24 protein-coding genes are annotated in these 22,261 nt (G+C 33.9%); 7 read left to right on the plus strand and 17 right to left on the minus strand.

Annotated elements, in window-relative coordinates; translation table 11 throughout:
• Nucleotides 1–26: 26 nt before the first annotated feature.
• The 5 genes from AVL50_RS08920 (at nt 27) to AVL50_RS08940 (ending at nt 3,401) form a co-directional block, all read left to right on the plus strand.
• Nucleotides 27–338, plus strand: coding sequence for a hypothetical protein (locus tag AVL50_RS08920; protein ID WP_062616141.1), 312 nt, complete (start codon nt 27–29; stop codon nt 336–338).
• 65 nt (nt 339–403) lie between these two features.
• A complete protein-coding gene (locus AVL50_RS08925; protein WP_062616142.1) occupies nt 404–715 on the plus strand; it encodes a hypothetical protein in 312 nt (103 codons plus the stop codon).
• A gap of 193 nt (nt 716–908) precedes the next feature.
• Nucleotides 909–1,556, plus strand: a complete 648-nt coding sequence (locus AVL50_RS08930; RefSeq protein ID WP_062616143.1) for a YiiX/YebB-like N1pC/P60 family cysteine hydrolase — start codon at nt 909–911, stop codon at nt 1,554–1,556.
• Nucleotides 1,557–1,561: 5 nt separating this feature from the next.
• A complete protein-coding gene (locus AVL50_RS08935; protein ID WP_062616144.1) occupies nt 1,562–2,557 on the plus strand; it encodes an oxidoreductase family protein in 996 nt (331 codons plus the stop codon).
• On the plus strand, nt 2,532–3,401 hold the full coding sequence (locus AVL50_RS08940; RefSeq protein WP_062616145.1) for a 3'(2'),5'-bisphosphate nucleotidase CysQ: 870 nt from the start codon (nt 2,532–2,534) through the stop codon (nt 3,399–3,401). Before AVL50_RS08935 ends, AVL50_RS08940 begins: the two co-directional genes overlap by 26 nt.
• Before the next feature lie 83 nt (nt 3,402–3,484).
• Here the strand turns inward: AVL50_RS08940 and AVL50_RS08945 are convergent, their stop codons facing one another.
• Nucleotides 3,485–4,081, minus strand: coding sequence for an SRPBCC family protein (locus tag AVL50_RS08945; RefSeq protein ID WP_082795731.1), 597 nt, complete (start codon nt 4,079–4,081; stop codon nt 3,485–3,487).
• A 233-nt stretch (nt 4,082–4,314) separates the two neighbouring features.
• On the opposite strand from AVL50_RS08945, the gene AVL50_RS08950 reads away from it, so the two are divergent.
• The gene (locus AVL50_RS08950; protein WP_062616147.1) at nt 4,315–4,599 is read left to right on the plus strand and encodes a hypothetical protein; all 285 of its coding nucleotides are present in this window, start codon (nt 4,315–4,317) and stop codon (nt 4,597–4,599) included.
• Between the two features lie 58 nt (nt 4,600–4,657).
• On the opposite strand, the gene AVL50_RS08955 is transcribed toward AVL50_RS08950, so the two are convergent.
• The 6 genes from AVL50_RS08955 to AVL50_RS08980 all read right to left on the minus strand — a co-directional run bounded on the left by AVL50_RS08955 (nt 4,658) and on the right by AVL50_RS08980 (nt 12,085).
• Complete coding sequence (locus tag AVL50_RS08955; RefSeq protein ID WP_062616148.1) at nt 4,658–5,071, minus strand: hypothetical protein; 414 nt, start codon at nt 5,069–5,071, stop codon at nt 4,658–4,660.
• A 68-nt stretch (nt 5,072–5,139) separates the two neighbouring features.
• The gene (locus AVL50_RS08960) at nt 5,140–6,135 is read right to left on the minus strand and encodes a DNA-directed RNA polymerase subunit alpha (protein ID WP_062616149.1); all 996 of its coding nucleotides are present in this window, start codon (nt 6,133–6,135) and stop codon (nt 5,140–5,142) included.
• 261 nt (nt 6,136–6,396) lie between these two features.
• Nucleotides 6,397–9,612 carry a response regulator gene (locus AVL50_RS08965; RefSeq protein ID WP_062616150.1) on the minus strand — a complete coding sequence of 1,072 codons (3,216 nt, stop codon included), beginning with the start codon at nt 9,610–9,612 and terminating at the stop codon, nt 6,397–6,399.
• Between the two features lie 3 nt (nt 9,613–9,615).
• Nucleotides 9,616–10,158 carry a heme NO-binding domain-containing protein gene (locus AVL50_RS08970; RefSeq protein WP_062616151.1) on the minus strand — a complete coding sequence of 181 codons (543 nt, stop codon included), beginning with the start codon at nt 10,156–10,158 and terminating at the stop codon, nt 9,616–9,618.
• Nucleotides 10,159–10,377: 219 nt separating this feature from the next.
• Nucleotides 10,378–11,439 carry a hypothetical protein gene (locus AVL50_RS08975; RefSeq protein WP_062616152.1) on the minus strand — a complete coding sequence of 354 codons (1,062 nt, stop codon included), beginning with the start codon at nt 11,437–11,439 and terminating at the stop codon, nt 10,378–10,380.
• A complete protein-coding gene (locus tag AVL50_RS08980) occupies nt 11,429–12,085 on the minus strand; it encodes a hypothetical protein (RefSeq protein ID WP_157491220.1) in 657 nt (218 codons plus the stop codon). Before AVL50_RS08980 ends, AVL50_RS08975 begins: the two co-directional genes overlap by 11 nt.
• 379 nt (nt 12,086–12,464) lie before the next feature.
• Between AVL50_RS08980 and AVL50_RS08985 the strand changes: the two genes are divergently transcribed.
• A complete protein-coding gene (locus AVL50_RS08985) occupies nt 12,465–12,839 on the plus strand; it encodes a hypothetical protein (RefSeq protein ID WP_062616154.1) in 375 nt (124 codons plus the stop codon).
• Between the two features lie 201 nt (nt 12,840–13,040).
• Here AVL50_RS08985 and AVL50_RS08990 read toward each other — a convergent pair whose 3' ends face one another.
• The 10 genes from AVL50_RS08990 to AVL50_RS09035 form a co-directional block, all read right to left on the minus strand.
• On the minus strand, nt 13,041–15,032 hold the full coding sequence (locus AVL50_RS08990; protein WP_062616155.1) for a TonB-dependent receptor: 1,992 nt from the start codon (nt 15,030–15,032) through the stop codon (nt 13,041–13,043).
• Complete coding sequence (locus tag AVL50_RS08995; RefSeq protein ID WP_062616156.1) at nt 15,033–15,899, minus strand: FixH family protein; 867 nt, start codon at nt 15,897–15,899, stop codon at nt 15,033–15,035. It abuts the gene before it with no gap.
• A 241-nt stretch (nt 15,900–16,140) separates the two neighbouring features.
• Nucleotides 16,141–16,530, minus strand: coding sequence for a hypothetical protein (locus tag AVL50_RS09000; RefSeq protein ID WP_157491221.1), 390 nt, complete (start codon nt 16,528–16,530; stop codon nt 16,141–16,143).
• 92 nt (nt 16,531–16,622) lie between these two features.
• Complete coding sequence (locus AVL50_RS09005) at nt 16,623–17,171, minus strand: hypothetical protein (RefSeq protein WP_062616158.1); 549 nt, start codon at nt 17,169–17,171, stop codon at nt 16,623–16,625.
• Nucleotides 17,172–17,182: 11 nt separating this feature from the next.
• Nucleotides 17,183–17,701: a hypothetical protein gene (locus tag AVL50_RS09010; RefSeq protein WP_062616159.1), complete on the minus strand. Its 519-nt coding sequence runs from the start codon at nt 17,699–17,701 to the stop codon at nt 17,183–17,185.
• Nucleotides 17,702–17,923: 222 nt separating this feature from the next.
• Nucleotides 17,924–18,232 (minus strand): hypothetical protein, encoded by a 309-nt coding sequence (locus AVL50_RS09015; RefSeq protein WP_062616160.1) that lies wholly within the window; start codon nt 18,230–18,232, stop codon nt 17,924–17,926.
• A 3-nt stretch (nt 18,233–18,235) separates the two neighbouring features.
• Nucleotides 18,236–19,102, minus strand: coding sequence for a 23S rRNA (adenine(1618)-N(6))-methyltransferase RlmF (rlmF, locus tag AVL50_RS09020; protein WP_062616161.1), 867 nt, complete (start codon nt 19,100–19,102; stop codon nt 18,236–18,238).
• A 55-nt stretch (nt 19,103–19,157) separates the two neighbouring features.
• Nucleotides 19,158–20,096, minus strand: a complete 939-nt coding sequence (locus AVL50_RS09025) for a manganese-dependent inorganic pyrophosphatase (RefSeq protein WP_062616162.1) — start codon at nt 20,094–20,096, stop codon at nt 19,158–19,160.
• A 188-nt stretch (nt 20,097–20,284) separates the two neighbouring features.
• Nucleotides 20,285–21,046, minus strand: coding sequence for a LytTR family DNA-binding domain-containing protein (locus AVL50_RS09030; RefSeq protein ID WP_062616163.1), 762 nt, complete (start codon nt 21,044–21,046; stop codon nt 20,285–20,287).
• Nucleotide 21,047: 1 nt separating this feature from the next.
• Complete coding sequence (locus AVL50_RS09035; RefSeq protein WP_062616164.1) at nt 21,048–22,094, minus strand: sensor histidine kinase; 1,047 nt, start codon at nt 22,092–22,094, stop codon at nt 21,048–21,050.
• Nucleotides 22,095–22,261 lie beyond the last annotated feature (167 nt).

Here is a 22,261-nt window from a genome sequence, read left to right on the forward strand (position 1 = left end):
ATCACACAATAAACATTATAATACTTATGTCATTAACAAAAAAATTCATCGGTACTTTACTATTAGCTGCTAGTTTCTCTGTTGCTTCATTTGCAAGTGACAACCCAATTAAAGAGAAAAATAACATTCGTAAAAATTATAAAACTTCTACTGTTACAACAGGAAACATTCAAACGAATGATGATATTAAAGTTACGGCTAAAAAACGTAAAGGAGCATATCATGTACAAAATAAAGCAGGTGTCAACACTTTAGCAGAAGCCAACAAGGTGGAAGCAGGGAAACAACTGGAAAGAGGAACAAACGGTGTTTACCCTTACCAAAAGTGGGCAAAATAAGACCTGCACTACTTACATAATACCATAACAATAACATATCTATCACACATTAAACATTAATACTTATGTCATTAACAAAAAAAATCATCGGTGCTGTATTATTAGTTACAAGCTTTTCTGTTGCTTCATTTGCTGAAGACAACCCAATCAAAAAGAAAAATCAAATTCGTAAGAATTATAAAACTACCGTTGTAGCTCCTGCAAAAATTCAAACGAATGAGGATGTAAAGGTTGTGGCTAAAAAACGTAAAGGTGCTTACCACATCCAAAATAAAGCAGGTGTCAACACTTTAGCGGAAGCCAACAAGGTGGAAGCAGGGAAACAACTGAAAAGAGGAACAAACGGTGTTTACCCTTACCAAAAGTGGACAAAATAAACCTGAATAAGGTAACATAGATGAAGCATCTATCTGAAAAGATAGGTGCTTTTTTGATTTACTCACTTCCGCAAAAAGTAGTGTCAAAAAAAACATAAGTACAGAAATTAGAATAGAATAGATTATACTTTATTTTTGGTTTGGTTCTTTATCATGAATTTATTCTTTTTGCAGAAATATTAATTCAAATATCATGATCAGGTATACCTTAACCGTTATTCTATTGACGGTACTTTTTTCTTGTTCTTCCAAAAAGGAAAAGCTCACTGTAGCAACATTACAAGTTGGTGACATTATTTTTCAAGACGTAGACTGCGGACCGTTCTGTGAAGCGATCAATAAGGTTACTTCTGGCATAGATGGTAAGAATTTTTCGCATTGTGCAATCGTGGTTCAAGAGAATGATTCTCTTTTTATTATTGAAGCCGTTGGTAAAGGAGTTGTAAAAACTTCTTTTGATGATTTTTTTGGTAAAGAAACAGGCAATGGAGGTACACTTGTTGGAAGAATGAAAGTGCAATATAAAGAGCTTGCACCCAAAGCGTCAAAAAATGCATTCAAATACCTTGGTAAACCTTATGATGAAGTATTTGATATCGAAAATGACAAATACTATTGCTCAGAGTTAATCTATGGAACGTATAAAGAGGCCAATAACAATCAAGAGGTTTTCAAACTCTACCCAATGACTTATAAAGATCCAGATACAAATGAATTCTTCCCTATTTGGGTAGATTATTTCAAAGAGTTGGATTATGAGATTCCAGAAGGAGAAGCAGGGCTGAATCCTGGAGGAGTTTCAAAATCAGAATACTTGAACATTTACCAAATCAACCTTTAATCATCATGGATTTACTGACTAAAATATCAGCATTGATTCAAGCTTCAAAGATTGATGAGGTTGAAATGATCCAACAACTTTGGAGCGGGTATGGAAGCATAAAAAGATATAAGGTAGAAGGTTGTAATTTTTCAAGTATTATTGTAAAACATGTACAACTATCTACTCAGAAAAACCATCCTAGAGGATGGAATACAGACCGTTCTCATTTGAGAAAAGTGAAATCTTACGAAGTTGAAACGCAATGGTATAAGCATTACAGTCATTTGTGTGATGATAATATGACAATCCCAAAGTGTTTAGCTTTTGATGAATTCAATGGAGATGTTCTGATCATCATGGAAGACCTAGATCAGATTGGTTTTCCTAAAAGACTACATCAAGTGGGTTGGACAGAACTGAATGCTTGTTTAAAATGGCTAGCCTATTTCCACGCAAAGTTTTTAAACCATACCACTAACGGGTTATGGGATATTGGAACCTATTGGCATCTTGACACACGTCCTGATGAATTAGAAGCTTTAGATGATCTTGCCTTAAAAAAAGCAGCTTCAGCAATAGACACAAAGCTTAATCAAGCAAAATATAAAACCATAGTGCATGGTGACGCTAAACTAGCCAATTTCTGCTTTTCCGCAGATGGAAGCAAGGTTTCTGCGGTTGATTTCCAATATATTGGAGGCGGAGTTGGAATGAAGGATGTTATTTACTTTATTGGAAGTTGTATGTCAGAAGAAGAGTGTGAAAAGTATGAAAATAAACTTTTAAACACCTATTTTTCCTACCTTCAAAAAGCTATACTACACTACCACCCAACTATTGATCCTTCAGATGTGATTGAAGAGTGGAAAACGTTATTTCCAATTGCGTGGACTGATTTTCACCGCTTCCTCAAAGGATGGAGTCCGGGGCATTGGAAAATCAATTCATACAGCGAAAAATTATCCCAATTAGTAATTCAACAATTTCAGGAAAATGGGACTATCAGCGGAAACCTATAATATACTCCTCCAAAAAGGTATTGAAGCCGCATTGGAAGCAGGAGAAGTAATTCAAAACTTTGACAGGGATTCTCTTAAGATCGAAAAGAAAGAGGACTTCAGCAGTTATGCTACGCAAGTGGTCACGGAAGTTGATTTTCTAAGTCAGGAAAAAATTCTTGAAATCTTAACACCAACAATCTTAAAATATGACTTAGGGCTGTTGACCGAAGAAAGTCAAGATAATGAGAGCAGGTTCAGGAAAGATTACTTCTGGTGTATTGACCCATTGGACGGCACACTTCCATTTATTGAAGATAATGATGGGTATTGTGTTTCAATTGCTTTGGTCAATAAAGCGGGTGAAAGCATTATGGGAATTATCTATAATCCACAAACAGATAGTCTTTATTATAACTCCTTCGACAACAAGCTATATAAAAACCATAAGGTATTCAAACTTCCTCCCAAAGATAACGAACTGCTCCTGGTTTTTGACAGAGGCTTTCTGAAAAAAAAAAACATTAATATGATTTTAGAATACTTTGTAAAGCTCAATTATCCCAAGCCCATTGTTGCATCACATGGAGGTGCTTGTATGAATGCGATTTGGATTTTAGAGTCAAAAATAAGAGCTGCTTATTTTAAATTTCCAAAAGAAGAAAAAGGAGGAGGCAGTTTATGGGATTTCGCCGCTACTAGTGCTTTGTTCAATAGACAGAAATTATTTATCTCGGATATAAAAGGGTGCCGTTTGAATATGAATAAACCTTTCTCCTACTTTAATAAAGAAGGGATAATCTATTCTAATGACCCTACACTGATGAATGATATTATATTACTCAATGAAATTGTGAGCCACTAAATACAGAAAAACCAAGGATAGGATCCTTGGTTTTTCTTTTTGATAATGAATAAATACTACTGTTCAATCTTTATATGTTTAAATTATAAACTACTAACATCATATTTTTGTTTTAGATGATCGATGTTTTTGTGATTCACATCTTCACCTGTTAAAACAAAGTGCTGTATTCCTACTAAATAATCCTTCAAATCTTCTCTCATAAATGGCTTCATAACATCTCCCAAGAAGAAGGGAGTTGTTACATATTGAAATGAGAAAATCAGTTCGCAAGTATTCGCATCTTTTGGAATCAACTTATATTCTGCAAATGATTCCTCTTCCTTTAATGGAGTACCGTGCACATGGAAAACCTTCACTTTAAATGAATAATCTTCAGGGTTAAAATCTACTTGTTTCTCATGAATATAGGAAGTGCCTTCGTAATTGAAATTACAAACTCTCTCAGCACCCTCACCTGACCTTTCAAAGCCATTAATCAAAGATGAACTTACTATATTAGGGTTGGTCTTTGCAATTCCTCCAAAATCTTCTCCTACTACCGCCCAAACTTTGTCTACTCTAGCTGGAATATATTGCCTTATGGTAATTTTATTTGTACGCTCTCTTGTAAAGATAAATGAAGTCAAACTTGTGATTGAGATTATCAAGACGATGAATAATAGATATTTCTTTTTCATGATTTCGATGTTTTTAGATTAATTTTATTTCCTAGTACAAATATCAATTTATCATGAAAAATACTGTTGGCAATTTAGCCCAAACTATTGGTCAAATAGCCCAACACCTCAAACTTTACAGGTAAACAACATCAAAATACAATCTCAACTCACTGTTTACCAATCATTAAGACAAATAAATTGAGTTTTAGTTTAATATTAACCATATTAGTATAAACCTAATAATATTTGTCATGAAAAGTTTAAAAGATTACATTCTAAATTTCGTAATTGGTGTATTTCCCTTTTTGGCATTGGCTTATCACTTATTTTTTGTGCATCAAGCTTACAGATTGAAAGGGGTCTTAGTAGCAGTATTTTCTTTCTTCACTCCTCTTTTAAGTGACACGTTCTGGTTCTTCTATACGTTGAACCTTAATGGTTTCAGGCTAAGTCATACTTTGGGTATAATTGGTATTTTTGCCGGTATACTGTGGTACTACTGGGGTAGGGATGAAGCTCAAAAGCACCATGCTTAAGTACTAAGATAAACCAAAAAAACCATCAGAATTATAATACAATTTCTGATGGTTTTTTCTATAATTTATCAATGATATTTTCCATGAAGAGTAATTGCAATTTCTGCACTTCACTTCTATTGTATTCTTTAATGGAGATTGAAATTGTCTCTCCATTTTTTAATTTGATCAACAGTAGTTCTTTTTGCAGAATGCAGGAATTAAGAGTAGCAAACTTTAACTTTATTCCTTTACCAGCACCTAACTTGAGGTAAATTTGTTTCTTATTCCATTCCACATAGTTTTTAAACCACCAAACTCTACTCTGATACAACAGTAAAAGGACGAAACCTCCAACTATTAATATATCCTCAAGCAGTGCAGAAATTCCGAAGTTCTCTGAGAAGCTTCCAATAGCCACTAAAAGGAAACTCACTACTACAATTATTTTCTCAATAAATGCAGGAATATGATAGATTCTAATTTTTTTCATTGCTGTAAAAATAAAAAAGCTGACAAGTATACACTCATCAGCTTCATATATCATTATAAGATTATTTCTTATTTCTCGCCTAAGCGGTACTTTGAAACATCCATACCGAAAGTTAAATCTCTCTCTGATAATAATTCTTCTAACTCTGTAAGTGTTTTCTTACCGAAGTTTCTGAATTTCATCAAGTCACGGATTTCTAAAGATACCAAATCACCAAGAGTTTTTACTTCACCAGCTTTCAAACTGTTGTAAGCACGAACTGATAATTCAAGATCTGCAATAGAAGTCTCAAGAATAGCACGTCTTTTGATCTCTGCTGGATCCAATTCTACTTCGCTTTCTCTCTTATGGATTTCAAAAGTGATATCCTTGTCAGTGATTTGAGCAAAGTGTTGGATTAAGATATTAGCACCACCTTGTAAAGCTTCCTGAGGATCGATTGAACCGTCAGTTTCAATAGTGATTGTTAATTTCTCATAGTCAGTACGTTGCTCTACACGAGTATTCTCAACATGGTATTCCACGTTTTTGATTGGTGTGAATACAGCATCGATTGGAATAACACCTACACCTTCAGTAGATTCAGGAAGTTTCTGCTCTTTTGCTTCAACATAACCTCTACCATTTTGGATTGTTAATTCCATTTTAAGGCTTGCGTTCTCAAGGTTACAGATCACTAGATCTGGGTTTAAGATCGTAAAGTCCTCCGTATATTGTGCAATATCACCTGCAGTAAATTGGTTTTTACCACTAAAATCAATGCTGATTTTTTGAGATGGCTCCTCTGCGAAACGCTTGAAACGTACTTGCTTAAGGTTAAGTACAACTTCAGCAACTTCTTCGATAATACCACTAATCTTAGATGATTCTTGTACGACATTTGGGAACTTAACGCCCGTAATCGCATATCCTTCAAGAGATGAAAGTAGTACTCTTCTGAAAGAGTTTCCAATCGTTGCTCCGAAACCTCTCTCTAATGGTTTAAATTCAAAAAGACCTTTATTATCATTATCGGTCTTCTCCATTACTACTTTATCTGGCTTTTGGAAAGATAGTACTGACATATTTATTTTTCTACTTTGAAATTATATTCCTGTTCAAAACTAATTCTTAACGAACTATTTTTTTCACTTTTGGATGAAGTGAAAAAGCCTAATCAAGAAAATGATTATAGTCAATTCTCAATTAGCCCACAAATTACTAAAATAGCGAGTACAAAAAAAAGCTTTTCCTATACCTTTTTTCAGAATAATGTTGAATCTTTAAATTTATTTGATTTTTAACCGAAAAAGTATCGAAAAAAGTGTAAACTACTCACCATAAACCTAAAGGTATTTCATAATAGATTTTTGAAGCTCCTCTTGTCCATACGGCTTTGGAATACAGCCATTCATTCCTGCTTTAAAATATTTCTTCACTAAATCAGGTTGTGAGTTCGCTGTTATGGCAATAATTGGCTTTTTGATCTTCAGGTCATTTCGGATGATTTCAGTAGCTTCTACACCATCCATTTCGGGCATCTGAATATCCATTAGAATAAGATCATAATCATTTATTTTCACCATATCCACGGCAATTCTACCATTTTCGGCTTCATCAATTGTAAGATCCCATTGTTGCAGAATGCCTTTTAGAAGTAGAACATTAAAAGGGTTGTCTTCTACAATCAGTACTCTTTTCTGAGTTATTTCCGGTTCTGGTACAGCCTCTTCGCTGATCAATTTATCATTGGTCAAGAACTTCTTGATGGTCATTTCAAAATCCTCTAAATCAAATGGCTTGGCCACACAGGCGTTCATTCCGCTCATTCTGTAGAGTTTTTGGTCTTCCGCACCAGAATTCGCCGTCAATGCAATGATAGGAAGTGATTCATCAAATTTCTGTCTGATTAATTTTGTAGCCTCAATACCATCCATGATTGGCATCTGAATATCCATCAGTACAATATCAAATGTATGCTCTTCAAATTTTTCTACCGCTTCTTTTCCATTCTCTGCAGTGACTATCTCCATTCCCCATCCTTCTAATATATTCACAACCAAAAGCTGATTGAACATATTATCCTCTACCACCAGTACCTTTTTGCCCTGCCACTCTTCTTTTGGTTTCTGAATGACATTTTCGTCTTCATTATTCAATGAAAATACATCATGGATTATTTTCTTCAACTGTCCAACTTTGAATGGTTTTGGTATGCATCCATTCATTCCCACATCTAAAAATGTCTTTTCAATTTCCTCAGTCAAATGAGCTGAAAAAGCAATAATTGGAATTTGTTTTTCAAATTTATCCCTAATGATTTTAGTGGTTTCAATACCATCCATTTTAGGCATTTTAATATCCATCAACACCAGGTCAAAATCAATCTCTTCGATTTCTTCCAACGCTTGATAACCATCATCTGACTTGTATACTTCTAACCCCCATTCCGTTAAAATTGAGGTGACCAAAAGCTGATTGAATTCATTGTCTTCTACAACCAGAATTTTCTTCCCTTTCCAAGGTGATAAATCCACTTCATGCTCATCCACTACATCCTTATTGATCAACAACTTATACAACTCATTTTGCAAATCATCTTGCTGGAAAGGTTTTGTCACACAAGAGTTCATTCCAATCTGTTTGTAATAGGCCAAATCATCTTTCATTGCATTGGCAGTCAATGCAATAATTGGTGTAGCAATCTGAAGGGTGTTTCTTATATAATTTGTTGCTTCAATGCCGTCCATCACAGGCATTTGAATGTCCATCAATATGATATCAAAGGTGTGTGTCTTCAAAATTTCAATCGCCTCTTCTCCATTGTTGACCATCTCTATTTGAAGTTTCCATTGGTTCAGAATATTCTCTGCTAATAATTGATTGAATTGGTTGTCTTCAACAACAAGCACTTTGAATTCACTCCAATCTACTTCTTCCGGCACATCTAAAGCAGATTTTTCTACTTCCACATCTTCACACATTTCAAATGGTATACTGACTGTAAAAGTTGAGCCTACTCCTACTTCACTTTCTACTTTGATAGAGCCACCCATCAATTCCACCAAACTTTTACTGATAGTAAGTCCAAGTCCAGTACCTCCAAACTTACGTGTGACTGATGCATCTGCTTGTGAAAAACCATCAAAAATAGATTCATGTTTTTCTTTTGGAATACCTTCTCCAGTATCTATTACTTTAAAGCTTACCAGTTGTTTATTGTCTTCCACATTATCAAGAAGCACTTCTAATCTCACTTCACCTTTTGTAGTAAATTTGATTGCGTTGCTGACTAAATTAGTCAAAACTTGATTGAGACGATAAGGGTCTCCCAAAATTGTAGGATGCACATTGTCATCCCATTTGTGATCTAAAACAATATTTTTTTCTGTTGCTCTGATCGAAAGGGATTTTACAAATAGCGAGATCTTTTCTTTCAAATTGAATTCGATGAACTCTATTTCAAGCTTTTCTGATTCAATTTTTGAAATATCCAATACATCATTAATAACAACCAGTAGATTTTCAGCAGAAGTGCGTATAGCTTCAATAAACTCCATTTGTTTGGGAAGCAATGGAGTCTTAATCAACAAATTCGATAAACCAATAATGGCATTCATTGGAGTTCTTAACTCATGCGATGTATTGGCTATAAAACGCTCTTTGATTCTTGCTGATTCAAGGGCTTTCTGTCGGGCATTTTCAAGGGTTTCCTCCATTTCTTTACGCAAGGAAATATCAACGCCTACAGAAGTATACCCTTGAATTTCCCCATCAGCATCCAAAATTGCAATCACCGTTTGAAGTATCCATACTTTTTTACCGGTTTTGCTCACTAGGCTAAATTCATAAATATCTTTATAAATTTTTTCTTCAATCTGCCTTTTAAACTGCCTAGTGATATCCGCTCTCTGGTCAGACGATATTAAGTTAAAGAACACTTTCCCGTTCAGTTCCTCTTCGGTATATCCAGTGATTTTCATAGAAGCAGGGTTTACATAAAGTAATTTCCCTTCTAAATCACATCGGCAGATCATTTCCGAAGCGTTCTCAACAAGTCCTCTATAAAGTGCCTCCTTCTTTTGTATATCAGTTTTCTGAGCCTTAAGGCGGGTTGTCATTTCTTTCAACTCATTCAAGTTGATTTCATTCATCTTCAAGAGCTGAATGGCATCTGGAGTAGGGTCATTTAAGGCAAAATCTGTAAGGGCTAGTTTATGCTTTACTAATTCATCCGTAGTATTCATCCACGGTGAACCCAAGAAAATCAACTGACTCTCTTCCTCCAATAAAATCACTTGTCCTCTTAATACTAATTCCCGTTCTTTATTTTGAAAAACGAAGACCTTTTTTAATTGAGTACAGATGGGTTCAAACTCCATTTTTATACTCCATGGTCTTGCCATTGTCAATACACTCTCCAATTTCTTATTAAGAGAATTAGGGAATAGCTTGTCTAAACTTTTCCCTACAGATATGATTTTTAAATCCTTATCAACAATAAAATAAAAAGGAGATATTAGATTAATATCCAGATTTGCTTTCCCTACTTTGATCTCCATGAATTACCACTTAACTAAAAATTCATCATATTGTAAGCCGTCTTTTCTACCTTGTATCAGATGTGTATCCACTTCAATATCAAATGCTTCTCCTAAGCCTAGGATAAGACCGTGCACAAAATCTGTCAAACCTTCTCGCTGAGAGAAATACTTGAGCTTCATTTCACTATCACTTATGTATTCCACATCAAATTCTGGAGGTTGTATGTTCGGGTACAAAAGCATCACTCTACTGTGAAAATTAGGTAGGTTCACAAAAAATTCTTTGAGAGTTTCACCCCCAGTTTCCATCAGAGAACCATAATGTTTTTTCGCTGTTGTTAATACCCAATATTTTCCAAAAGCAATCAATACGTCACTTACAGAAATACCTAACACCTTGGATGCAGCTATGGCTAAATCAAAAGTAATTTTATCATCATAAATTTCATTGGTTGAAAATACATCATGATCTACACCGCTTTCTTCAAGAATTGTTTCCCATTTTTCTTCACCGAAGTTAGTTGTTACTAAACCTTCAATGGCTTTGTTTACGATACCGTACATTAGAGAGCTAAGTTTAAGGGTTTATATTACTAACAGAAGCTAAAAAAATATACGGTTGAAAAAAAATGTTAAGACATTTATTTCTAATAAATCTTATAAAAGTACTCTGATTATCTAATTATTATTCAATGAAAGACCTTAATAATAATTACTATTTTGATCAAAAAAAGGGATTGAATCGATATGGAAACAGTATTAATCAAGCTTTGAAAAGTACTACTATAGCAAATTGTTTTTTTCAATAAATTCAATCAATGTATTGGCCATTTCTTGATGCATATTAGCACTTGGGTGTGCTGTCTTGGCAAGGTAAGGCATCCTTAAAAAATTAAGATTAGGAGATTTGGTCTTTTTCATGGCTTCTTGTACATAACCTGGCCATGGAGAACCTTCTTTTACAATATCCATACAACCTAAAACACAAATAATATTTGACTGTGGGTATTTATTGATTAATTGCTGAAGAAAAGCTGCATAATGTTCAACGATAAATTCTTTGTCAGGTACAATATTCCCTATTCTTTTTCTATAGTTTTCATTATCTCTATATAAATAAAGCCAACTATCGTTCTGTAATAGATTAACTACAACCAAGTCTGGTATATTCTTCTGAAAATCCCATTTTGATGAAGGATCATTTGGATTGAAGCGGTCATAAAGTTCTGGCATGACCAAGTCAAACCAACTTACTGTAATACCAATTCCCGACTTTGCAATACAAGTCAAAGTTGCATCAAAATGCCTTGCGGTAATAGCTGAAAACGCTTTATAATTATTAGTATAAAGTGGATTGTCTGACCCCGTGTGATCTTCATTGGCATACCCTACTGTAATTGAATTCCCATAAAACTCAATTGATTTGTTTTTTGATGGAACTTTCTGAATTACACCGTCCGTTTCAATACCATGTAAAATGGTCGTTCCTTTTGAAAAATCATTTCTTCTATGCAATGTAAAAGAATGCGTCTCTAACTGCTCCGCCTCCCAAATCCTGATTGTTGACTTTTCGATAGAAGGAGTAATGATTCGTTCCTGCTCCTCTCCATCTATGATCAAAGCATATTCACTTTCACCCAAATCGTCACTTAATATTAAATCAAGATATTTCCCTTTCAATTGAAAAGAAACAGAGGTTCCAGGCCAATAAAGTTGAACTTGGTTTTCAGCTTTTTCTACTCTCCCTTCAAAAGTCAATTGATCCATTATATTGTCGTTGTTAGTTTGTGCACAGCTAACAGTAGCTATACCAATAAGTAATAAAAAAAATAGTTTATTCATCATCCTTACTAAAAATGGCATTTAATAATTGGTTGGTCTCTTCAAGATCTTGCTCTTCAAAAATCAGCTCCGCTTTAGATAGTGATTTATGAATCTGTTGCAAATCTTCAAAATTAGCATTCGGAATATGCTTAGGAATTTTATAAATCCTCTCATCTTTTTTCTCAAAAGGACACTTCACTTTAGAAGTGAATAAATAAGGAAGAAGAATTTTGGAACAACTAAAAGCAATTCTGTCGATTGTATTTTCTTTAAAATAACTTTCAAGGCGCTCATTAATATGCTCAAAAAAGTTTAAGGTATTGGCTAGACGAACCCTTGATCCTGCTTTAGATTTACCTCTTGTCTTTAAGTATTTGATTTGGCTCTTCCCTTGTTTTTTTCTAACAGCATAAGTTGAAAAAGTCTTATGATCTACAATCTTACCTTCTTTGACTAATGCTACAGAGGCACTTTCAGTTTGTATAATACAAATCACATACACAGATTGATTGAGTGTCAAGTCTGTATTCAAATGCCATGGCAACCTTAGTAAGTAGTTGGGGACAGTGGATAACTGGACACTATGATGGTGCACAATCTCCTCTTTGTTCTCAAACTTATTTAAAAGCACTGTGATCTTTTCTACTGGAATTATTCTTTGTGGCATGTCTTCCTCCTCAATTGTTTGCTGTAAAAATAAGAAGTTGTCCTTCAAAATTAGGATTATGAGAAAAAAATGATGCAACAGAAGACATAACTTCCTGATTTCAATGCTATAAATTCATAACAAAAGCATCAAAGCATGTCATATTTCATTCTAAATCGAAGAAAACAACCCAAAATACATCAAAATAACAACCTCCATTACATGATATGTAACCCTGATTTATTGTACTATTCAAATAAATACACATCATTATTCAATTAGGTTACATAAAATTCAACTTTTTTCATTCCAAAAATAGAAAAACATTACAGCGTAGAATTAAAATTTTACAACCGGTGTTATCTAGGTACAACACTCAATAAACCTAACCTTGATTCTTATGAAAGCCTTGATTAGTTCATTAGCGTTTTTCTCTCTTCTTTTCACCAGCTCCAATTTGATTGCAAGTGATGAGTGGTTTATGAAGTTGGAACCGATTCTGAATTATGAATTGGATGAGACTCAGGCAAGGGATATTCTGCAGGAGTGGGTAGGAATACATGAGGAAAATCAGTTGACGTACCTTTATGATTTATCCACAGAAGCTTTTTTCTGTAAGTTTGAAAAAGGCATTAGAAACGCAGAAATAACAGAATTGACCTACACATCAAGCTTGGTAAATATAAGCATGAATGTAAACGAAGACGCCCATATTTATGTGACATTCGATAGATCAACAGGAAAGGTGATCGATTGCAAAGCGTCATATAGATAAGTTATATATATACTTGACAATTTCATATGACTACTTGACTTTAATATTACTAATACTACTTATTGTTATAGACGTAAACGTAAAAACCCTGCTGTTTTCAATTAACTAGTAATATGAGCTAGCAAAGGAAACTTCTTCAATTAAATTACTAAAGGGATGCGATAGGCATCCCTTTTTTCATGTCTAATGATAATATCAAATCTAAATCACAAACCGAATACTAGTTTTTATGTTTCTTCCGCTATTAGGAATTCCATTCCAAGCAAACGGATCTACGTAATAAGAATTTAATACATTATGAACACCCAACTCTAAAAACAACCTTGTGTTTTTCAGTTCAACCGGGTAAGATAAATCAATATTGATAAGGTGATATGGATCTGTTTTTTGTTCACCCAATGCTTCGCTCGGAGATTGCATTCCCACACTATATTCATAGTAAAGAGAAGAGGTCAACTTATAAAGTTGATAATTGATGCGATTCTTAATTGTAAGCGGTTTTTGGTAAGGCATTGGTGAATGAATAGCATCAATATAGCCATTTTCATAAACCAAATTAAAGTTATATTCCAACTGATTTGAAAGTGTAACACCTGCAAAAAAATCCATGTGTGATGTAGTTGCAGTGGCTACATTTTGGAACCTTTTCACACCCAACGCACCAATGGTCATTGGATCATAATCCTCATCTACTACACCCACAATATAGTCATCAATAAAACTTGCTTTTCCTCTAAAACCTACTTGCCAATTTTCTCTATGATATCTCAATGAAAAATCGATTGAAGAAGCTTTCTCATTATTCAAGTCTGGTGTACCTACATAATCAAAGCGGTCATTGGCATTGAACAAATAAAACCCATAAAGTTCACTCGCTGAAGGCATTCTTGAGGTATAAGAAAAACCGAATTTTGATTCAATTGCTGAAGTTAACTCATATTTGAAAAGGGCTGAAAAAGAACCCGAAAGGTCACTCCTTGGCCCATCAATAAAATAATTCAATGTTTCAAACTGCTTTCTAGCCACTTCATTCTGAAGATCTGTTGATGCTGTTTCCAATCGAGCTGTTGTCAGTAATGTCAACCTTGGATCCAACTTCCATTCATCTTGAAGGTTCAAAGCAAAAGAATTTCTATTGATATCACCCCAAGTCAGCATGTACATATTTATGCCTCCAGACGGAGAATACATTGTCATATCTGCAAAAAGATGATTATTATAAAAGTCTCCCTTCAAGCTGATACGGTGATTTTTAGTTTCTTTTCTTACCAAAGCCCAAGCCCCAAAAGTTGTGCTTTCACCAGGCATATCCATATGCATTGCCACGTTTTCCCTTTTGGTATCATCCATCACATGCTTGATAGAGTTATAATATACTTTTGCTTCTAAGTGATTGAAAAAACCATTATGATAATGTTTAGAATATGCAATGTTAGCCATACTTGCTTTAGCGGAACTTACATCCATATTCAAAGCTGGATAACCAATATCCATCCCTTGGTCATACATTATTAAAGCTGAAATTTTTTCATCAGCGGATAATTTATAAGTTGATGTAAAAGTATGATTCATTTTTTCGTACTGAGTATACTTTACCAATTCATTATTCCCATCTGAATAACTATCATGCTTTCTGTATGCACCTGAATAACGGATTCCCCATTTTTTGGAAATGCTTTTCTCAACATAAACATTCCCATCAAAACCATTAGAATTACTGCTGTACGCTGTCTGTATTCCTACTTCTAAAGGCTTTTTGAAATCCGGATATTTCATTTCTGCCATCAGTGTACCTCCCAATGCAGTACCATACATCTGTGACTCATTTTCTTTCAAAACTGAAAGCTTTTTCAGGTTAACAGGTTCGAGATAAGAAGTAGCAGGATCCATTTTGTCCGTACAAGCTCCAAAAACACGCATTCCATCAATTGACACTGCAATTTGCCCATCAGTAAAACCTTCTATAATTGGTTCAAATGCAAATCCACCTCTTTTGACTACCTGTAAATCATTTCTTTGATTCATGTAGTCATCTACTGTAAGTAAATAATTTTCTGAAGGAATTGTATCTTGATTGATAGTCACCTCTTGAAGGTGATAGGTCGTCATTTGCTTGTCTTGGGAAACAACATTATATGAAATCAGCATACAAACTACAAACGTTTGTATGCTGATGAATAAATTCCTTTTCATCTAGAATTCGAAATAAAAAGACTGTCCTTCTTCTGTTAGATAGATTTGTTCTCCCTCTGAAACATTTAGCAATAATTGCCAGTCACCCGTCATTGTGAAGTTGGCAGTACCCATGTATTTCCCTTCAGATACATATTTTGGATCAGTATTATTAGAAGATCCGTGACCCATTGATGGCATGTGAGGAGTAGATTTTATAGTCAAAGCATTTAGTGGTTCATACGTTTCCAAATGACCATGCCCCATTGATGGCTTTCTTCTAAAGGCTAAAACTTCATATTCATTACTTCCCATTTCTGGACTTCCTGAAGGGAAATTATATCCCATAATCAAACGATCCTCTGTTCCTTCAATTCCAACCATAACTACCGTTTTGAAGGCTGGATCTTCTGCTAAGAATTTGATGGCATCAACCTGAATTTCAAACATCCAATTGGCAAAAATCTCGTCATTCAATAGATAAGTCACTTCAAGTGTCCAGGCACCCATTTCTACCGTTGGCATTACAAAAAGTACTTGACCAATACCTGTAGATTTGTGATCTGCATCTTCGAAACCTAAAAATGGTGTCGAGTGTACATGAGTCACTCCTTCCATTTGCATGTGCATTTTTGGAAGAATTTTCCATTCACCACCTGCTGGCAAAGTATCTCCTTCAGTCACAAAAGCAACATTATTCACCCCTTCATGTAAATTAGATTTGCTTGAAAGTAAGTTTAAGGTATAAAGATTCGCTTCATCTTTTTCTGAAGCAATTGTATATTCTAAAATTGGTTCTTCCTCTGGAATGATGTTAGATTGATCATCGTTATCATTACATGAGAATAGGATAATTGATAAAAATAGTACTAAAAAAACGTTTTTCATTTTTGTTATAGTTTAGATATAAGCATGCCTACTAATCCTTATGTGTATTCCTCCTCATTTGAATCAAGAAGTGATTTAACACACTGAAAAAGTGATACTTAATAAGTTATCTCTGAAAAAATTAAGAAATGGAGTAGGTCTCCAAAAAATAAGCTGTAAAAACCTAGGTACTTCAAGATCAAAGCACTGAAAAATTAGGTCTTAATAATTGAAAGCATATGTGCTTCCATCAAAGATAAATCTAAACGATTGGAGGGCGTAATAATTGTCCCACATCATTAAGGGGTTTCATTCGCTCAGTATTAGCAAAGACAGATGTGGTGTATTCAACAAAAATGTTCTCTTCATGGAGACAAAAATCTTGTTGTACCGGCATATCCAATACAACTTCTTTATGCATTGTCTCAGAAGTTTCCTGTTGTTTATCAGACTCTTTTTGGAGTTCTTTATTGATAAAACATTGTCCGTGACAAGACATTTCGGGTTTATCTTTATTGATACAGAATACCTCTGCAATAAAATCTCTTTGTAATTCGAGATCTAATTTCAATAAAGACACAGAAAATGCATTGAATAGGATAACTCCTGCACAGATCAAATTTAAGACGATATGTAAGCGTTCTATTTTCAATACATCATTTTTTGTTGCAACGCAAAACTATGATTTGGAAATATTAAAAACAAACCTTGACAGATAAAAATATGACATTTGTCACTATTTGTCTATTCGGCAGTTCTACCTAAATACTTCTTTCCTTCTTGATCGTAAAAGTTTCTCACTTGAATCACATGATATTTCATACAGAAAGTATAATCAATATTATCATGGTACAGATGATCCGTTTGTGTGCTAATTTTCACAAGGTACTCCTGAGAGGTTTCAAAATCTTTTAGCCCTAAATAGGTCAAAGAAACAAACCAATCTTTGTGATGAGACTGAGGCAACTCCTTTAGAATTTCTTTAGCGTCACTGTAATTCCCTTGTTTCAATTCCATAGCAACTCCTTGTAAAGAATAAGTGATCAAACGTGACCTTTCAATTGTTTCCACATTAATGTACGCTTTGTTAACTTGTTCAAGTATAAATTGATGAACTTTCACTTGATTGGCCAGATGAAAAAAGACAAGCAACAAAAAAATAGAAAATGACTTCGCAAAGATGGAAAGCACCTGTCTCATCCTCTTTTCTCTATGTAATTGTTCCTTTACTTTATCAATCAGTTCCCTATTATGCTCTATTTTAACTCTGTCCTTGATTTCTTTAATCTCCATATATGAAAGATTTAAACACTTAGTTTTGAAAGGTTTGATGAGATTGTATTCCAGTATCGACTGAGCTTATCAATACTTTTTAAATTTTCAAAAGTTATAGGTTTGCATTTTGAATAAGCATTTGAAAATTGACGATGAAAAAAGAGATCATCTTCTTTGAATGGAAGATTTTCCAACAGTTGTGGATCATAATTTTTATGGTAAGAATCTGAAGTATAATATGTATAGTTATTTTTCTTTTTTAAAGTGCTCACCCATAAACATCTAGAGAGAGTGTAAATGTAAGTTTTAATGTCCGCTTTATCATCTATGTATTTTTCCTGGATAAGCCAAATTACTTTTGACAGAGAATACCTGAATACATCTTCAGCATCACGTTTTTCTCCCTGCATTTGTAAAATCATTGCTTCAATGGCACTGTAATTATCCTTGTATAAAAGTTTTACGCACTTTTTAAGATGCTCATTGATAGAAATGAAGTAAACAATTTCTTTATTACTTAATTTAGATCGTGTAGTAAAAATTGACATGTCCTTTATTAGTTAGTTTGATATGGTAATTAAAATACTTGTGTAAAACAAAATAGCTATTTCGAAGCATTACAAAATCAGACAACTAACTCATAATGAGTAAAGTAATTATCATTATACTATTGTCTTGAAACAATATACATTTTTTTGTTTAGTACTCAAACAAAATTAAACGATAACCAACTATAGTTATATTTTTATCAAAGCTTGACAAACAGTACATCATATCTTGAAAGTATTCTCAATCAAGTCTTTCGCCATATCAGATGGGTTTTCTTCTTCCAGGTTTCTCAATTTCAATTCTCCTCTAAAATAATTACCTCCATCTTCTAAAAAACCTTGTCCTTTGGGTGTAAAAACAGGGAAATTATCAGGAGTAGAGACCTCATATCGGCCATCTTCTGCAACAGTAAGTGTGGTGGTCACTTGAAAATAAAATGCTTTTGTCCTAGTAAACATATTCAATAACGCATTTGAAATATTTCTTAGTTGCTCTTGAAGTAAATGTTCTTTTAATTCTTCTTTTGTCATGATCTAAATAAATGTCCAAGCAATAAATCTACTTTTCTTCTGTCCCTGTCCCATATCAATGATTTGATGAGACTTAGGCTTTATTTTTTTGAGATGTTTAAGAAGTGGCACCACATTCTCTTGTTTTGAAACCAATGAGGTAAACCACACGACGTTGTTTTTGTAGGCTACACTTTCATCCATCATAGATTGAATAAATTGATATTCGCCTCCTTCACACCACAGCTCATTACTTTTACCACCGAAATTAAGTTTTACATCACTTTTTCCAGTAAGATTTTTGATTTTTCTCCTACTTCCCTTCTGTGCATCTTCAAAGCTTTTATGAAATGGAGGATTACACATACAAAAAGCAAATCTCTCATTTTCTCTGATGATTCCTTTAAAAATACTTTTGCTGGAACTCTGTTTGCGGATCCCTATTTTTTTGGGACTTATTTTGTTCTTCTTCAAAATACCAACCGCATTATCAATAGAAGCTGTTTCGATCTCAGAACCTACAAAGCCCCAACCGAAAAGACTAGCCCCCAATAACGGATAAATAATGTTAGCACCGGTACCAATATCCAAGCCTTTAATTTGACTATCTTTCAGATTTGTTTTTTCAGACAATAAATCTTTGATAGCCAAAATATAATCGGCTCTTCCTGGAACTGGAGGACAAAGATATCCTTTGGGTAAACTCCAATAATTTACATTGTAATATGCCTTGAGCAATGCCTTATTTAAAGCAATTACTGCATCAGAATCCGCAAAATTAATAGTATCTTCACCTATTTTATTTTTAATAATAAATTCAGCAAGAGGTGGATAAGCAGTGATTAATTTGGGAAAAGAATAACCGTTTTTATGTAAATTATTTTTATGCATAGAATGGGAAAAGAAAGGTGGAACAAATTTGATTTATTCCACCTCAATACTATTATTAGTTGTTGAAATAAGCAGAAACTGGAGGAATGAAATCATTCTTACGAGAGATTTTACCTTCCAAACTCACACCTAAATCACCTTTTGAAATTCCAAACGCTTTTTCCAATACTGTAAAATCAGCATCGTCAGCTCCAATTACAACAGAGTTGTTTGTTGTTAAATCAACATAAGCGAAGAAAATAGCTTCATAACCGTTCTTCTTGTTTTCTTGCATAGCAGCAGAAATCTCATCATGCTTTGCAATCACTTTATCGATCAATAAACTTTCACAAACACCAAAACCAATTTTGATATCACCGAAGATGAAATCTTTGTAATCTAAGTTTAAGATTTCAGCAGCAGTATATTTTGATAAGTCAGACTTTGCAATCAACATTTCTTGAGCAAAAGCTTCAACATCTTCTACACCTGCAATTTTTGCTAATTTTGCCGCTACTTCTCTATCGATATCAGTAGTATGAGGAACTGTAAGACCTAATGTATCTGATAAAATACCACCCAACATTACTCCTGCCATTTGCGCTGAGATCTCAACATTCATATCGGCATAGTAATCCGCGATAATTGTACAGCAAGATGCTACAGTACGCATATCAATGTGGATAGGCCCTTTTTGGAAGAAGAAGTTATCTTGAACTGCGTGGTGATCAATAATTGATAAAATATTAGCCTCAACAACTGAAGCGGCTGATTGAGTTGTTTGATTGTGGTCTACAACAACAACATCTTTTCCTGCGAAATTGTCTTCAAATGCTGGTTTTTCAACATTAAATTGTTTTAAAACAAATTCAGTTTCAGGGTTTAATTCTCCTTGTACAATTGGAGTACCACCCCAAAGGTTTGCTGCCGCAATAGCAGAACATGTACAATCTGTATCAGGGTTTTTATGCCCTACAAATAAAGCGTTACTTGGAAAAGATAGTTGAACACTCATTATCTTTTTTAAATTTTGTTGATGTTAATTTTTAAAACACGCTAAAATAAAGGTTGAAAATAAGGTATCAAACTATTCCAATTATTTTTTTGGTAAGGAATGTTTTTGAGTAGAGTTTTGAGTAATGATGAAGTATTAAAAATGATTCATTTCCTTAAGAGTATGCAAACATACTTTAAATAAAACTTTTATTCTACTACCCACTTCTTGAACTTTGGAGCTTTTTCCTTTGGTATAACAATTTCCTGCTCTTCCATTGTTTTTAATCTCAATACCCATTTTCCATTGTAAAATGGCTCAATACTTTTTACAGCATTAATATTTACAATGTACTGACGGTTCACTCTAAAAAACATAGAAGGATCCAGCTCGTATTCCAATTTATCTAAAGTGAAGTCTACGGTAATGGTTACTTTTTGATCTGTCTGTGCATAAGTGGTCTTTTTTTGAGAATGAAAGCAGGCAATATCCTTTACATTCAAGGCTTCCATGCTCACAGGTGTATTCCCCCAAATTCGTTTTCTATATGCTTTTGACTGCTCAGAGACGTGACTTTTTATGTTATCTACTTCTTGTTTTGATACCACAGCAGTACTTTGATTTTCAAACTTTTCTACCGCTTTCAACACCCATTTCTCTTCCACTGGCTTCAATAAATAATCAATGCTGTTGACTTGAAAAGCCCTTAAAGCATACTCGTCATAGGCAGTCACAAAAATGATTGGAATATTCACATCTACTTTCTCCAGAATTTCAAAACTCAATCCATCGGTGAGTTGGATGTCCATGAAAATCAAATCAGGTTTCGTTTCCTTCCCTTCAAAAAACTCCACACTTTCTTCCACTGACTGTAATGGAAAAATAAATTCCCAATCAGGTCTTAATTCTTGAATTACTTTTTTTAAATAACGCTGTGCAGGTACCTCGTCCTCTATAATTAATACTTTCATTTTAAGCTGTTTTCTTCAATAATGGAATGGTCACCGAGAAATAATCATCAGTTTCTTCGAGTTGAACTTCCGCTTCTTTATCCAACGCCACAAAACTCTCTTTCAAGTAGGTAAGTCCTATATTATAAGATTCTTGTTTTTTATTTTTCAACTGTTTGTTGTTCTCAACGGTGAAATAGCCCCCCTTCATCACAATCTTGATGGTGAGAGGTTTCCGGATAGTCGCCAAATTATGTTTGAAGATATTTTCCAATAATAATTGAATACTCAATGGTGGTATAATTTCCTGTGCATGCTCATTTTCAATATCAATATCCAGATGCAAACCTTCACCGAGCCTCACTTGGTGCAAATCAAGATAGTGCTTCATTGCTTCCCATTCCGTTTCAAATGTCACCTCTGTGGCTTCTTTGGTTTGTAAAACATATCGGTAAGTATGGGATAAATCCATGGCAAATTTTTTAGCTTGCGCTGGATCATAATCTATTTCCGAAATAAGGACATTCAGACTATTGAATAAAAAATGAGGATTTAAATGAGCTTGCAACGCTCTATTTTCAGCCCTTAATTTATCCTGCTTCATTGTCTCTGCTTTGATCGACTCATCTCTCCATTTTCTTAAGAAATCATCTGTAATAGTCAACGAACAATACAGTAACAAAATCAAACTTTGAATCACGCCAAGGATCAAATTACTCTTTTCAATTAAATAAGGTGAAGGTTTATTGGAATGAATATTCAATGTTATCAAGACCACATAAAAGAACAAAAAGGCCATCACAAACAAGGAAATTAGTTCTAACGTGAGACGGTAACCAGGGTTCTTTTTGAAGGGCAATACATTTTCATAAAAATTAGAAAGGTGCCTTCCCAAATACACTACTCCGTTAAACCAAATCAAATACAAATAAGTTGACACATAACCGAGAATATCTATAATTTTAAAATCCTCAATTATTGACCAATAAGTGAAGTATAACAATAATAGAGATAATGTGATACTTAATGCAGGTGTAAGCCATTTATAGTTTCTCTCAAGTAGAATCATTGATGAAGTGTTTTATTTGTAGTAAGCAGCAAACCAAAATAGAGTATAACTTAATTCTTAATCATTCTAATACGTTGTGCTCTCAAAACAAACCTATGAATTAGTATTTATCTTTTGTCCTTGTATTTATACCTTAATACCATTTTATAAACTTAATGAATAGCATT

The organism is Flammeovirga sp. SJP92 (assembly GCF_001583495.1).
GTDB lineage: Bacteria > Bacteroidota > Bacteroidia > Cytophagales > Flammeovirgaceae > Flammeovirga.